Annotated in this window: 16 protein-coding genes and 1 pseudogene; 12 read left to right on the forward strand and 5 right to left on the reverse strand. The window is 64.1% G+C overall.

The window, feature by feature from the left end; genetic code table 11:
• Positions 1–103 precede the first annotated feature (103 nt).
• Positions 104–1,032: pseudogene (locus ABZ677_RS24115) on the forward strand (IS3 family transposase); the annotation flags it as partial.
• A gap of 74 nt (positions 1,033–1,106) precedes the next feature.
• On the opposite strand, the gene ABZ677_RS24120 reads toward ABZ677_RS24115, so the two are convergent.
• Complete coding sequence (locus ABZ677_RS24120) at positions 1,107–1,706, reverse strand: hypothetical protein (RefSeq protein WP_358373996.1); 600 nt, start codon at positions 1,704–1,706, stop codon at positions 1,107–1,109.
• Between the two features lie 535 nt (positions 1,707–2,241).
• Here ABZ677_RS24120 and ABZ677_RS24125 point away from each other — a divergent pair.
• From ABZ677_RS24125 to ABZ677_RS24135, 3 genes are all read left to right on the forward strand, one after another.
• On the forward strand, positions 2,242–2,793 hold the full coding sequence (locus ABZ677_RS24125; RefSeq protein WP_110472725.1) for a hypothetical protein: 552 nt from the start codon (positions 2,242–2,244) through the stop codon (positions 2,791–2,793).
• Positions 2,794–2,913: 120 nt separating this feature from the next.
• Positions 2,914–4,479 (forward strand): ParB N-terminal domain-containing protein, encoded by a 1,566-nt coding sequence (locus tag ABZ677_RS24130; protein WP_110472726.1) that lies wholly within the window; start codon positions 2,914–2,916, stop codon positions 4,477–4,479.
• 468 nt (positions 4,480–4,947) lie between these two features.
• Entirely contained in the window at positions 4,948–5,172 is a 225-nt protein-coding gene (locus ABZ677_RS24135; protein WP_358373999.1) for a hypothetical protein, read from the forward strand.
• 95 nt (positions 5,173–5,267) lie between these two features.
• Here the strand turns inward: ABZ677_RS24135 and ABZ677_RS24140 are convergent, their stop codons facing one another.
• Positions 5,268–5,678 (reverse strand): hypothetical protein, encoded by a 411-nt coding sequence (locus ABZ677_RS24140; protein ID WP_358374002.1) that lies wholly within the window; start codon positions 5,676–5,678, stop codon positions 5,268–5,270.
• A gap of 487 nt (positions 5,679–6,165) precedes the next feature.
• On the opposite strand from ABZ677_RS24140, the gene ABZ677_RS24145 reads away from it, so the two are divergent.
• The 8 genes from ABZ677_RS24145 to ABZ677_RS24180 all read left to right on the forward strand — a co-directional run bounded on the left by ABZ677_RS24145 (position 6,166) and on the right by ABZ677_RS24180 (position 9,969).
• A complete protein-coding gene (locus tag ABZ677_RS24145; RefSeq protein ID WP_110472729.1) occupies positions 6,166–6,747 on the forward strand; it encodes an LPD29 domain-containing protein in 582 nt (193 codons plus the stop codon).
• 438 nt (positions 6,748–7,185) lie between these two features.
• Entirely contained in the window at positions 7,186–7,428 is a 243-nt protein-coding gene (gene nrdH / locus ABZ677_RS24150) for a glutaredoxin-like protein NrdH (RefSeq protein WP_110472730.1), read from the forward strand.
• Positions 7,429–7,445: 17 nt separating this feature from the next.
• Positions 7,446–7,733: a hypothetical protein gene (locus tag ABZ677_RS24155; RefSeq protein ID WP_110472788.1), complete on the forward strand. Its 288-nt coding sequence runs from the start codon at positions 7,446–7,448 to the stop codon at positions 7,731–7,733.
• A 22-nt stretch (positions 7,734–7,755) separates the two neighbouring features.
• Complete coding sequence (locus tag ABZ677_RS24160) at positions 7,756–8,367, forward strand: DnaB-like helicase N-terminal domain-containing protein (RefSeq protein WP_358374007.1); 612 nt, start codon at positions 7,756–7,758, stop codon at positions 8,365–8,367.
• Entirely contained in the window at positions 8,364–8,597 is a 234-nt protein-coding gene (locus ABZ677_RS24165; protein ID WP_110472732.1) for a hypothetical protein, read from the forward strand. The genes ABZ677_RS24160 and ABZ677_RS24165 overlap by 4 nt, the downstream gene beginning before the upstream one ends.
• Complete coding sequence (locus tag ABZ677_RS24170) at positions 8,594–8,896, forward strand: hypothetical protein (RefSeq protein WP_358374010.1); 303 nt, start codon at positions 8,594–8,596, stop codon at positions 8,894–8,896. Before ABZ677_RS24165 ends, ABZ677_RS24170 begins: the two co-directional genes overlap by 4 nt.
• 5 nt (positions 8,897–8,901) lie before the next feature.
• Positions 8,902–9,144 carry an antitoxin VbhA family protein gene (locus ABZ677_RS24175; RefSeq protein WP_110472733.1) on the forward strand — a complete coding sequence of 81 codons (243 nt, stop codon included), beginning with the start codon at positions 8,902–8,904 and terminating at the stop codon, positions 9,142–9,144.
• A 66-nt stretch (positions 9,145–9,210) separates the two neighbouring features.
• On the forward strand, positions 9,211–9,969 hold the full coding sequence (locus ABZ677_RS24180) for a Fic family protein (RefSeq protein ID WP_358374014.1): 759 nt from the start codon (positions 9,211–9,213) through the stop codon (positions 9,967–9,969).
• A 29-nt stretch (positions 9,970–9,998) separates the two neighbouring features.
• On the opposite strand, the gene ABZ677_RS24185 is transcribed toward ABZ677_RS24180, so the two are convergent.
• The 3 genes from ABZ677_RS24185 to ABZ677_RS24195 all read right to left on the reverse strand — a co-directional run bounded on the left by ABZ677_RS24185 (position 9,999) and on the right by ABZ677_RS24195 (position 13,005).
• Positions 9,999–10,211, reverse strand: a complete 213-nt coding sequence (locus ABZ677_RS24185) for a hypothetical protein (RefSeq protein WP_110472735.1) — start codon at positions 10,209–10,211, stop codon at positions 9,999–10,001.
• A gap of 5 nt (positions 10,212–10,216) precedes the next feature.
• Entirely contained in the window at positions 10,217–10,600 is a 384-nt protein-coding gene (locus tag ABZ677_RS24190) for a hypothetical protein (protein WP_110472736.1), read from the reverse strand.
• Positions 10,601–10,917: 317 nt separating this feature from the next.
• Positions 10,918–13,005: a KAP family NTPase gene (locus tag ABZ677_RS24195; protein ID WP_110472737.1), complete on the reverse strand. Its 2,088-nt coding sequence runs from the start codon at positions 13,003–13,005 to the stop codon at positions 10,918–10,920.
• Positions 13,006–13,035: the final 30 nt, after the last annotated feature.

A 13,035-nucleotide genomic window follows, 5' to 3' on the forward strand; every position in this document is an offset into this window, starting at 1 on the left:
ATCCTCACGGAACTCCTGGGGGTACGGCTTAGGCACAGCTACATCCTTCCCGACCGCCCGAAGGCAAGCCAGATCAGATGTCACCTATCCGTGCAGCAGTCCCGCTCGGCTCAAGAAGTTGGTCGCCAACCAGGCCCTCGATATCGACATGCTCAAGGAGATTTCGTCGGGAAACTTCTGACCCCGAACCGCAAGCGCAGCGCCGTGACGATGCTGCGTGAGCGGTTCGGGGTATCTGAGCGGCGAGCATGTGCTGTGGTGGGCATCCACCGCTCCACGATGCGACTGCACCCAGCGCCGATCACCGCGGAGGAAGCCGAGCTGCGGTCCTGGCTACGTGGGTTTTCCACCGACCGGCCCCGCTGGGGCTGGCGACGCGCCGCGATCGCCGCGCGCAAAGCGGGCTTCACGGTCAACAACAAACGCATCCGCCGCCTGTGGCGCGAGGAGGGGCTGCGAGTTCCCCAGCGCCGCAGGAAGAAACGGCTCACCGGAATCGGGACCGCGGTTGGGGCGATGTGCCCAATCCGGCCGAACGTGATCTGGGCGATGGACTTCCAATTCGACACCACCGCCGACGGCCGAACCATCAAAATGCTCAACGTGATCGACGAGTTCACCCGCGAAGCCCTGGCGATCCACGTCGACCGCGTCATCAACGCCGATGGCGTGGTTGACGTTCTCGACCGCCTGGCCCTGATACATGGTCCACCGTGCTACGTGCGGTTCGACAACGGACCGGAATTCGTCGCTCACGCCGTCAACGACTGGTGCCGATTCAACGGCACCGGATCACTATTCATCGACCCCGGCTCCCCGTGGCAGAACGCCTGGATCGAATCGTTCAACGGCCGCCTGCGCGACGAGCTGCTCAACTCCTGGCGCTTTGACTCCCTGCGCGAAGCCCGGGTCATCATCGAAGACTGGAGGATCGACTACAACGCCAACCGACCCCATTCGGCCCACCACGGACTCACCCCCGCCGAGTTCGCCCTACAGTGGACCACGACCCACCAACCCCAAGCCGCATAGCGACTGGACCATCGAATGGGTCCCCCTCAGTGCCATTATGTCAGGAGCGGATCAGATCCGAAGGCGGCACCTGTCTACTCGGCAGCACGAAGCCGAGAATGCCGCGTGCAGGCAATGGCTGGAAATAACTTCGACCGCGTGACGCACTCTTCGTCGCACCCGATGAGTCCGGTCCACGCGTCATCAAGCGCGCCGATCGCGGCCTGTGGTGTGCGAGCGTCGAGAAGTGGTGCGCAGTGCGCCACGGTGAGTAGCACGTGGTGGGTGTCGGTAAGCGCTGTCGTCCAGGTTGCGGGGTGCTCGTCGGGAAACATCCCACGCGCGAGCGGCGTTTCGACGTCGCCGGGATGCACCTGGTACATGATTGACACCGCGCGCCGGTTGCTGAGGTCCAGGGCCAGATGGCTCAACACGGGCACAGGGGCCTTCCGGCCGCGCCGCCGCACACGCGCCAAACCCAGCCCCGCCAGGCTAAACGGCGTGATGGCTGAGAAGTCGACAATGAGTCCGGGCGAAGGCAGCACACCGACGTCGCGAATCCACACCCCGCCCGCGCCAACGACCCCGGGGCGCTGCGTCACCCCATGAAGACCCGGCCATAGGAGGTCAACGCCGGACCGGCTGTTGCGATCCCAGTCCGTCACCAGCACCATAATGCCCGACTTCGATGACACGTGGAACCCCCACTAACGACCGACCACACTGGACACGAGTAGCAGCCACCTAACGCTTGACCCCCCCTCGCCCACATCCCCGACGTACGACAAACCACCTAGAGCTACCGCGGCACCAAGCCCTACCGCGACCTAGCGCAGCTCCCGCACAGCTGGCTCCCAGCGTCGACGAGGGGGAGTCACACGCCAACCCGAAGGCCGGCCACTCTCGCCAGGTGGCCGGCCTTTCTCGTGTCCGCTGCCGCGTCCATGACTGCCCGCTACGCGGTCACCTACTCCGATACGCCTACGGCGCAACTGTATTCCTCCTACGGAGGTCTCATTCCCTCATAGGCCGATTCTTTCCACAGCCGGACCTGCGGACCAAGAGACTCCACCAACAAAGTCCCACGCGCTGCGCTTATTTCGCGGGCCTTTCTTGTCTCCGCTTCTTGGTCCTCCGGCCCGTCTGCGAATGCGGCCAGTTATGAGGAAATGAGGAACTTCTGGTCACCAGGGCCAGAGCCTCATCCCTCACGAAGGGAGCTCTACCGCAATGACTATCAACGACCTCTACACCGAACTCGACGCCCTGACGATCGCCACCCCGAACATGGCCGCTGTCCAATTGTCGGCCACCCTGCGCGGCATCACGTTCGAAGCTGCGATGGTCGAGCAGACCTGTTCCTGGTGCACCGCCCTGGATGACGCGATCGAGCGCAGCGCCCGCGAAGCAGCTATCTACATCGGCAACGCCGAAGACATCGCGACCACCGGCACCCAGCGCGCCGCCTGGTACCACGAAGCCCACGACCACCTCACCGAGGTCAACCGGCTGGCCCAGATCCGCACGATCGCCGCCCAGCTCCTGGCCGACACCGGCACCGACAGAATCGGAAAGTCCGCCACGACAGTGGTTGCGGCCCAGCAGATCACAGCCGGAGCGGTATTCACCGACGGATCAGGCGAAGCCTGGACAGTGACCGGCACCGAGTGGGGCGAGAGCGCCACCGAATACCCCGTCATCACCTTGATCGCCCGCAGCACCGCAGGACGCACCCGCACGTTCGTGGTCTACCCCACCGACCAGATCCGCATCAACCGCTAGGCACTACCCCAGAACCCCGGTAGCCACTCGGTCTATCGGTCACACGAGAAAAAGCAGTCGGGCCGATCGGTAGTCGGCCCGCCTGCTTTCTCAACCCACAGTAGGAGAAAGAGAACACTCATGGCAAACACCACCACCGCAACAACCACTGGCGTAGGCGAATTGCGTCACCTGGACCCGGCCACCCTGGTCATCGACACCAATATTCGCACCACCACGGCGTTGACGAAAGAGTTCATCGCTTCAGTTGGTGACGGTATCCGCCTGCCGGTGCTGGCCGTAGAGACCGGCACTGACATTCTCGTGCGAGATGGGCAGCGCCGAACACTTGCCGCGATTGAAGCAGGTTTGGCGACGATCCCGGTGTACATCGTCCCCGCCGACGACACCAACGATGATAAGGCGGCGACAGCGGCGCGGATCATCGATCAGATGGTCGCCAACACCCACCGCACCAACCTGACACGGCGTGATGAGGTCACCGCCATCGAGCAGCTCGCGTTGGCGGGGTTGTCGGCCACGAAGATCTCGAAAAGCGTGCGCACGAGTAAAAAGCAGGTCGACCACGCGCTGGCGACGGCCAGCTCCGCGTCGGCGTTGGAGGCGTTCGAGACCCATGGTGAGTTGACGTTGGAGCAGGCGGCGACCCTGGCTCAGTATGACGACGACCCCGATGCCACCGCCCGGTTGTTGGCCGGGGCAGCGCAGGGACGGTTCGAGCACGTCGCTCAGCATTTGGCCGACACCGCCGCCGAACGTGCCCTGGTCCGTACCGCCATCGCGGAGTACGCCGAGCAGGGTATTGCCGCGACCGGCAACCGGCCCGCTTACAACGGGCAGGCTCAGCCGCTGACGCGCCTCGCTGACGCCGAGGGCAACGCGGTCGAGGACATCGAGCAGGTCAAGGCCCCTTACCGGTTGGCGTACGTCAGTGTCGAGTTCGAGGACTACTACACCGACGCGCAGGGCAACCGGGTCGATGAAGACCTCATCGACTGGTCCCTGGACGAAGACGACCCCGACGCCACCCCGCAGGACGGGTTGCTCGATATGCGGTCGCTCACTCGCACCGAAGACACCGCCGTGGCCACGCAGTGGTACGTCACCGATCCCGACGCGGCCGGACTACAGGCCCGGACCTACGGCCACGGGTCCGCCGGAGCCGATCCGATGCCCACCGACGCCGAGATCGACGCGAAGAAGGAAGCCGACCGCGCCGCGCGGCGGCAGACCATCGCGCTCAACAAAAAAGCCGAGGCAGCCCTACAGGTCCGGCGGGAGAAGATCGCCGAATACCTGTCCCGTAAGACGCTGCCGAAGGGTGCGATCGGGCAGGTGGCCGAGTTCCTCGCGGCCACGATGTGGAACAACCACGATCTGTTCGGCTACAGCCGCCAAGACGGCAACGCCCAAGCGCTCACCCGGCAGTTCCTGGGCGGCGGCGAGCCGGGGGAGGCGATGGCCGGGGCCAGCGCCGAACGCCGCCACATCGTGAACCTGGCCATCGCGATCGGCGCGCACGAGGCCGACATGCCCAAAAGCGCGTGGCGCGAGACCGATCGCAGCTACACCGCCCACCGAGCCACCTACCTCAAGATGTTGGTCGCGGTGTTCGGGTACACCCTCTCCGACGTCGAAGAGGTGATCTGCGGCGACAGCACCGCCGATGAGGTACCGCTGGACTAACCACCCTCAGCGAAGCCGGGGCAGGAACTACACCGGTTCCTGCCCCGGCAGCGTGCGTGCCGCAGAGGCCGCACGCTGCTAACGTCGCGAACGAGCCTGGTCAGCCGGGACAATCCCGTCCCAAGCGTGTTCTCAGAGTGCGGCTGGCCAGGCTCCCTACTTCTCTCACCCGCCCCCAGTGTTTGTGTCGTGCCTTCGGCCCGAGCTTCGCTCCGGTGGTCACCACCGGGGGCGCGCGCCTTCTCAGTGTCGCTGACCGGGGACCCCGACCTGTCAACCCACGCCCCTGCGCTCTCGCCCGTTCTCCGCTGCGCTGCGCCCTTGCGCTCCAACGATTTTCATCCCACACTCGCTGCGCTCGCATGAAATTCATTTCCGGCCGCCGGGACTCTTCGGGGTTGACTGCCCACCCCGCCCAGCGCGAACGCAAGGCGTCAATCGCCACCCACAACGAAAGGGCCAACCATCATGTCCACCTCCAGCATCTCCCGGCTTCTCGAAGACACTCGGCAAGCCATCCACGAGGCCGTCGCCGCCGAGAACGGCACCGACCGGCAACGATCAGCTGCCCACCATGCCCAGAGCCTGGCGAACACGGTTCTGACCGACCCGACCGCCGGGCACCGGGATATGGAGAGGGCCGGCTACTACCTCGATGAAGCCCTCGGCATCGCGGCCATCGAGAGCGCCTAACAGTAAGGGACCCACCTTCACAGATGGAGGTGGGTCCCTTCTGGCGTGTCAGAGACGATCGGTGTGAGGACACTGATCCCCGGTCAGTGGTGCGGTTACCAGGCTTGTGCGACCCAGAGCGGCATGTCCGGGTTGTCGGGGAACACCCCAAGCACTACGTATCCGCCCCGGTGGGCGGCGGCTTCGGAAATGACTTGCTGGCCGGTGACGTTGCTCCACATGCGGGCTTTGTCGGGGCGGTAGTAGCTGCCGCCCTTGTACCTGGAATCCTCATCCAGGGTGACGCGCCAGTGATCGTTGCCCAGCACGGCATTGATGACATGGCCCGCCCCGACCTGCGAGGCGGCCACTGTCTCCTCATGGGTCAGGGTGATGACCCACACCCCCTGTGTTTCTCGAACGTCGGCAGCGGTCGCGGGTGCAGTACCGACCGCCAGCCCGCCACCCACGGCGATCGCTGACGCGGCGGCAACACCGGCAACCAGACGCTTGAATCGATTCCTCATAACATTCCCTCCCTAAAGTTGACCGTCACGATAACAAACCTCGTAACGCTTGGATGTCCTACCTTTCTGTTAGTGTCAGGAACGAGCCTGACCCGTGCGGGTCGTTGTTCCCTCCCCCGGGGAACCGTCCGACCACTCCAAGGCGCGCGGGTCAGGCTCTTCCACACCGCTCGTGCTATACCCACGGGCATCGCACATGTGCCCGCTGCGCGGTCATCTGATCGGATACGCCTGCGGCGCAACAGAACTGTCCTCCCAACAGCGGGGAGGTTCTCATTCCCTGATAGGCCGATTCTTTCCACAGCCGGACCTGCGGACCAAGAGACTCCCCCAAACAAACCGGCACGCGCTGCGCTTATTTCGCGCCGGTTTCTTTGTGCTCCCTTCTTGGTCCTGCGGCCCGTCTGCGAATGCGGCCAGGTATCAGGAAATGAGGGGCCTCCGGTCACGGAGGTTCCGGCCGAATGGGTAAGGGAGAGAACCAGAGATGACCAGCTACAGCACGAAAGAGACCGCCGCCGAACTGCGTAAGCACCTGCGTGCGGTGTGGCCGGACGTGAAGTTTTCGGTGCGCTGCAACCGGGGCACCGCCAGCGCGTGGATTGGGGTCGCCTGGACTGACGGACCGACCTACACCCAGGCCCAAGCTCAGTGGTCGCAGTTTCAGGGTGCGCAGTTCAACGGCATGACTGACAGCTACGACCTGATCGACGCCAAGCTGGTCTGCACCGACCCGGCCGAGCTGCCCGAGGTCCGCGACTATCACTGCGACGGCATCAACGGCGCACGCGGATTCTCCGACGAAGCCGTGCAAGCCGCCGCCCGCCAGATGCTTAGCGAGAACCGTGAGATGGCCGCAGCGTTCGCCGTCGAGAACATCGACCCGGACACGTTGACCTACAACACGTTGCATCGGTCGGTGGCCATGCTGACCATCGATCCGGACCGGTGGCTGTCCTATCTCGGCGAACCCCTGCCCGGTCAGCCCTACGACATGGGCGCCGCTATTGGGTCGGCGCTGAACATCACCGACCTCGCCGCCCCCACCCCCGCACGCACGCGCTACTGAAATCCCCCAGCGGGGGTCGGCCCCAGCAATGCGGCCAGGCTCACGCCGGGACTGGTGGAGCCGGGCATCGAGCCCGGCCCCACCACGCTTCGCGCAGATGGCCAGGCGCACGCCGAAACTTTCACCTGATTCGGTGGCATTGCCTGACCCGCTGGAGTATCTCGAACAGCCCCACCGCCGGAGTCAAGTGGCTCTGGGCACCAAAGCCCCACGCGCTGCGCTTATTTCGCGGGACTTTCCTCCCCGTCACCACTGGACTCTGACACCGGGGCCACGAGAGCGGCGGATATCAGGAAATGACACCCTTCCCACTGCCGCACGCTGTTCAACAAGTGACCCACTGGTTACCCAAAACGGTTGCAGCACAACGCATAAACCGATACAATGGACCTATTGATACCGACACCAGTCGCACGAAACCAGCGGAGGCTCTCTACCATGACTGACACCACGATCACCGTCTACACCAAGCCAGCGTGCGTGCAGTGCAACGCCACCTACAAAGCCCTGGACAAGGCTGGACTGCCCTATGTCGTCGTCGACATCACCGAAGACGATCAGGCGCGGGATTACGTGATGAGCCTGGGATATTTGCAAGCCCCCGTTGTTGTTGCCGGAGAGGCACATTGGAGCGGTTTCCGGCCCGATGCAATCAAGGCGATTGCCGCGCAGGCCGCGTGAAAAGACAGGAGCACATCATGACTGCGAGCACCACCCGGACACCGAGTAGCTACGCCGACCGTGCCGTCCACTACCGGCGTGAAGCTGCTGCCTCGAGGCGTGCGGGCGACCTGGAGGTGGCAGCGCGCCTGGAGGAACTGGCCCAGCGAGCCGAGCACACCCACACCACCCGGTCATGGCAGGCCGCCGATGACCTTCGCTACGGGCCTGATGACTGCTGCACCGAATGCGAACAGCACCTGTCAGACCCGCACGATCCGGGATGTGTGTACGCGGACCTGGCTTATGCCCACGTCGCCGAGTGACCGAGACGAGGGGGACGAGACGATGACCATCACCACCAGCGACCTACACGAACCCGCCGTCGTTGAGACGGGAGCAGTCGACGAATCCGCGTTGTCTGCCAGCGAGTTCCCCGGTGGGATGGGAGCCGACCTCGATACCGAAACCGCTGTCACCTCTGGTGTCGAGGCTGCTTTTCTCACCGCGCTGATGTGGGCGCCGGCCGACATGGCCCGCCAGGTCCGGCAGATCATGGCGGTCACCGAGCGGTGGGATCCGTTCTGGAGCCCCGCGCACCGGGAGATTTTCGAGGCGATCTGTGTGGTCCTTGATAGTGGAGCACCGCCGAATCCGGCGCTGGTGCAGGCGCAGTTGTTCGAGACTGGCCGTCTGCCGGCGGTGGCGGGGCAGTTGTTGGCGATCACCTCCCCCACCCGGGGGCCGGTGGTCGGCGGGGTGGATTTGCCGCACCTGGCCGCCAAGGTCATCGACCAGTGGTACCGGCGCGGGTACGCCGGGCTGCTGGCCCGGATGGCTCAGGTCCGCGAGACGGTGAGTGTTGAGGAGCTGGCCGGGCATTGGGCGAACCTGACTGGTCATCAGCAGCGGGCCGAAGAGTTGTGGCTGACCAAACGCGACCAGTTGGCCAAGCTGTGAGCGTCCCGCAGCGGCCGTTGACGACGACCAGTGGCCCGGTGGGTGGTCCGGTGTTGCGGGCGCAAGACGTGCACGCGATGGCCTGGCACATGCACTACGACGAACACCTGAGTTGGGAACAGATCGCCGTCGAGCTGGAAGAACCCTTGGCGGCAGTGGCACGGATGGCCGCCGCTTATGAGCGGTTCACTGACGAGAAGGCGGCGCAGGTTCAGGGGACCTTGTTTTGACCGCGCGAAGGGACGCAGCGATGGAGCCGGTGCCACCTGCTGATCGGCCGGTGACCGCCAGGGAGCACCGCATCCTGGCGGGAGTGAACGCCGGTGAAGTGATGGAAGGCTCCGGGCTGACTGACGGTGACATTGCTGCGGCGTTGCGGGTTCTGCGTGGGCAGAGCACTGCGGAGGAGGAAGTTGCTCGGATGCTCGCTGAGCTCGTGGCGGCCCGATCTGGCCGCGAACCCGGTGCCCCGAGCTCGCAGCCGTTGGGCTTGGAAACACCCGGACCGATGGAGAGGGATCTACCATGACTGTTATGACGACGTCTCAGGAACCGGGGTGGGCGCTGCGGTACCCGGAGCTGTTCGCTGGCTTGAGCATCGAGCAGCGGTGGTCGGTGCACAACACCATTGCCAACGGTGTGCTGGAGGGCTGGACGCCGGAGCCGGCGGATATTGCGGATCTGACCGCCCTGGTCCGCGGCGACATCGACGGCGACGAAGCTGTCCGCCGCAGTGACGCGCGGATGGCGGCCCGGTTCGGCGCACGCGCGCAGTAACGCCCGCCGGGTGATGCGGGGTTGCCGGTGAGGGGATGGAACGACTACTTCTGGCCCGGTACCACCGTGTTGATCAACAAGCGGGGCTTGGCCGATCAAACTCAGCTCGATCAGTTTGAGTACTTCCGGGCGGCGGTGCGCGAACAAGAAATCCGTAGCGGCACAGTGCCGATCGACCGGACGTTCGACGCACGGCATCTGCAAGCGTTGCACGCGCATCTATTTGTCGATGTGTATGAGTGGGCGGGTCAGTACCGCGAGGTGGAGATGTCCAAGGGGCGGCTTGCGTTCGCCACACCCGATCGGATCGGGTCCTACCTTGCCGACACCGCCCACATCATCGCCACCACGGCGTGGCCGGAGCTGGACCGGGCAGCGTTCGTGGAACAGTCCGCGAAGGTCTATGCCTACATCAATACGGCCCATTGTTTTCGCGAAGGCAACGGTCGTGCGGGCAAGCTGTTTATCTCTCAGATGGCCGAGATGACGCGGTACGACATCGATTACGCCAAGATCGATCGGGCGTTGTGGAATCAGCAATCGGAGTTCAGCCGCCCCGATCTGGGGCAGTACACACCGCATCACCACGAGCTGGTCCCGGTGTTCGACCGGATCACGATCGCCCGCCCCGGCCTGCCGCCGGCGGACCCGCGGTTCGAGTCCGCACGCCAAGCCGCGAAGTTCGCGCGGCGTGATCACCCCACCCATCCCCGCGACGCGACGAGATCACGGGGCACCACCTCGCCGGGTGCGAGCGATCCCCCCGCCGCGGGCCGGCCGCCGGGTTCGCGGCCGGGCCGCGACACCGACGACTACGGCCGCTAACACCGGAGTGCGCGACTACAGTCGGTGCTCTATCCCCAGCCCGCGATGAGCTGGGTGAGCAGTCCCGCCAGGCCGACGACGACGGCGACCGCGCCGCACACGACCGTCGGCCACGGGTTCGTACCGCTGTCCCTGGACGCCTGCGTGCGCGACGGATCGGGCTCAGGCGCCATCGCCAACGCAAGGCCACCGATGAACGCACCCACAATCACACCGGCCGCACACAGGACGGTGAACAGCATCGCCCTCAGCCGCCCACCGGCGCAGCATCGGCGGCCGTCGACGTGGTGGGTGTGGTGCCCGCTGAACTGTCTGTGTCGTCGGCTGGTGCCGGGGTGGTGCGTGCACGCGGCGCGGCGGTTCGCTTGCGGGTGGCGGGGCGTTTGGCACCCAGTGGTTCGGCGTGGAACGGTGCCAAAGTTTTGCGGTCGAACCCGGCCGCGCTGGCTTCGGCCAGCAGCGCGGTCAGTCGCCGTACACGGTCGGCGTCGGCGGACAAAAGCTCCTCGCGTTCGCGGGTGAGTTCGGTGTGGGTGTCGACGATCTCGCGCAGGACGGTGACTTTGCGTTCGGCGTCGGCGCGGACCTGAGCTTCGATGGTGTCGAAATCGATCGCAGCAGTAGATGACATGCGGTGTTCTCTTCTCTCGTTGACGGCAAAACGGAGACGAAAGGGAAACCCTCTCGCTTACAGCAGCGCGTGAACACAGACGGCAAATATGCATCCACACACCTGACGAACCAGGTGGTCCCTCATTCTCATCGTAACGCCGGATCGAACCTGTTTGTTGCCTCGCTGCCTGGCGAGGGGGCGGCGTGTCCATTGCGTTGCGACGTACGGCAATACAATGAGACTGGTGCTGCTGACGGCGAAGTCACCATCGCCAACGCGGCGCACACCTGAGGGCCGACCGCGCAAGCCGCGGCAGAGGCATGGCCGCTGGGTTCTCATTTATCGTCTGGTTTCTCGATTCGGCCAGCGGCCAGTATTCGTCGGCCTGTCCAGTTGTTGGCGTCGACGGTGAACGGGTGCTCGGGCTGCGCGTACCACTTGTAGTCTTCGCGGGGAGCGATGATGTCGAAGTCATTTTGGTTTCGAGAAAATTGGTTGGCGAGATCTGTGGTGATGAAACGAGACGCGAGGTGCTCAATGCCGAACTCTCCGGCTGCGATCGCGCTTGCGATGCCGTCGCGTAGCGGGTCGAGGTCAACGCCGACGGCGTAGGCAAGGCGGAAAAACTCGATCAGATCGTCACGAATTTCGGGTGCGTGGTCCTGTTCCCGTAAGTGGTTCAGAAACTCTTCCTGTGCGTCGGGTAGCGCTGCGTCGAGCGTTGATGCCCACCACTGCGGCGTGCCCTGCATTTGCGGGGACGATTTTGCGTGATGCAGGACTGCGATACGTGTTCGAGGTACGTGTATCAGTGTCAAAGCGGCCGCGACCTTCGCCGGGTCGCTGTCGTTGGAGATGGCTGCCAGCACTTCTCGGGCCACCCATCGGCTGACCAAGTCTTGAAGCGTGAACAGAAACGCTCCAGGCTCGCCGAGGTCGTCGAGCGCGGGTGCCAGCAGAGTTAGCAGCGCAAGGCACTTTTGGTCTCTGCCGGCGGTCGTTGTCTCTTTTTGAAGTTCCGCCGAGAACGCTTCTTGCGCTTTGTCGAGGGCGAGGAATGCGAGAGTTTGTTTATCGGTGTGTAGCAGTTTGAGGAGTTCGGTGCCGTCGCCGCCGCCGACGGCTGCCTGTATGGCTTCGCCGACCACACTGTCTGGGAGGTCGAAGTCAGCGAGGATCGCCATCGTGAAGTAGCGGCCGAAGTAACTTTGCGTCGCGACTCCCCGCCGAGGGTTGAAGTTGTGATCGCTTTTTAACTTGGGGAACAGCATGTGCAGCATCGTGCGTGCGTGTTCTTTGACGGCGGGAGTGAGCTCGGTGAGCAGATCGTCGGGGTTGAACGGCTCGTACTCACCGGTCCCTATACTGCCTGTCGCAGCTTCGTAAGTGGGGCTTGTCACGAGCTGGTGTTGGTATTGCGGGAGTTTGGTATGAAGCTCCGGGAAGACTACGCGTAGGAGGGTAAGGCCCATGACGTCCTCGATGTCGGTCTCGCCGGGCGGATGCATGCTGAGGTCGTAGTCCAACTGCGAGATGTAGCGACCGATTGACCGAGGTGTGATCAATGTGGCGCGCATGGTCGGTACGAGATCTCGAAGTCTGTGCATATCCGTCAAGTCACTATCGGGACGTCGACGCTGCATCACATCGGCTATGCCGGCGTTGAGCAAACTGACGATCTGCGCGCCGATGAGAGCTGGGACCGGGACTGGGTACTGCACCATTTTCTCGATGTAGCGCCGGGCCTCGCTGGCCGACCCCGCTGTGCGCGCGGTTTCGAGTGTGCGCATCAGCGAGTTGTGGTCGTATGCGAGGAGGTACTGCACACCGGGGAACCGGCCGAGGAGTCGGACCACCTTGAGCACGGTCAACAACTCGTCGCCCTGAAGCCGGTCTATGTCGTCGACCACAACCAATATTTTTTTGGAACCGGTGGCTATTTGATCCGCAGCGGTCTGAAATGCTTTGTTCCACGCCGGATGCTCTGTAAGAGAGTCCGCAGCGGCTGTCGCTGCGGCGCTCGCTGACGGGCCGGCGATCGGAATGGCGATCGCCATAGGTGCCGCGATACGCAGGAGACTGCCGAACGCCCGTCGGGCTGTGTCGAGCTTGCTTTCCGGCAGTGCGCTCAATAGTGCTGCATAGAACTCGCCGAGAAGACTACTGACGTCCTGCGCGGCCCACGGCGTGAACCGGACCACTGAATACTCGCCACCCTTGAGAGCAAGCGCGTTCTCGATAAGATTGATTAGAGACGTTTTGCCGCTGCCCCACGGCCCAGTGAGTCCGAACACTACGCTCGCCTTGTTTGAGTGCGTGGCGGCGATCTGTTCGGCGACGCGCGTGGCATAGCCGTCTCGGCCGAAGAGATCTTCTTCCTTCGTGGTGATCGGTTCGTCATCATTCCGGATCTGGGAATTCACGGTGCAACCGTAGCGACATCGGACCCGTCG

It is taken from the genome of Rhodococcus sp. NPDC006774, assembly GCF_040636045.1.
Lineage (GTDB): Bacteria > Actinomycetota > Actinomycetes > Mycobacteriales > Mycobacteriaceae > Rhodococcoides.

Bases quoted from the DNA above. Each gene is read 5' to 3' on its own strand.
- ABZ677_RS24125 (WP_110472725.1), top strand. From the start codon at position 2,242: ATGACTATCAACGACCTCTACACCGAACTCGACGCCCTGACGATCGCC.
- ABZ677_RS24130 (WP_110472726.1), top strand. From the start codon at position 2,914: ATGGCAAACACCACCACCGCAACAACCACTGGCGTAGGCGAATTGCGT.
- ABZ677_RS24135 (WP_358373999.1), top strand. From the start codon at position 4,948: ATGTCCACCTCCAGCATCTCCCGGCTTCTCGAAGACACTCGGCAAGCC.
- ABZ677_RS24140 (WP_358374002.1), bottom strand. From the start codon at position 5,678: ATGAGGAATCGATTCAAGCGTCTGGTTGCCGGTGTTGCCGCCGCGTCA.
- ABZ677_RS24145 (WP_110472729.1), top strand. From the start codon at position 6,166: ATGACCAGCTACAGCACGAAAGAGACCGCCGCCGAACTGCGTAAGCAC.
- nrdH (WP_110472730.1), top strand. From the start codon at position 7,186: ATGACTGACACCACGATCACCGTCTACACCAAGCCAGCGTGCGTGCAG.
- ABZ677_RS24155 (WP_110472788.1), top strand. From the start codon at position 7,446: ATGACTGCGAGCACCACCCGGACACCGAGTAGCTACGCCGACCGTGCC.
- ABZ677_RS24160 (WP_358374007.1), top strand. From the start codon at position 7,756: ATGACCATCACCACCAGCGACCTACACGAACCCGCCGTCGTTGAGACG.
- ABZ677_RS24175 (WP_110472733.1), top strand. From the start codon at position 8,902: ATGACGACGTCTCAGGAACCGGGGTGGGCGCTGCGGTACCCGGAGCTG.
- ABZ677_RS24185 (WP_110472735.1), bottom strand. From the start codon at position 10,211: ATGCTGTTCACCGTCCTGTGTGCGGCCGGTGTGATTGTGGGTGCGTTC.
- ABZ677_RS24190 (WP_110472736.1), bottom strand. From the start codon at position 10,600: ATGTCATCTACTGCTGCGATCGATTTCGACACCATCGAAGCTCAGGTC.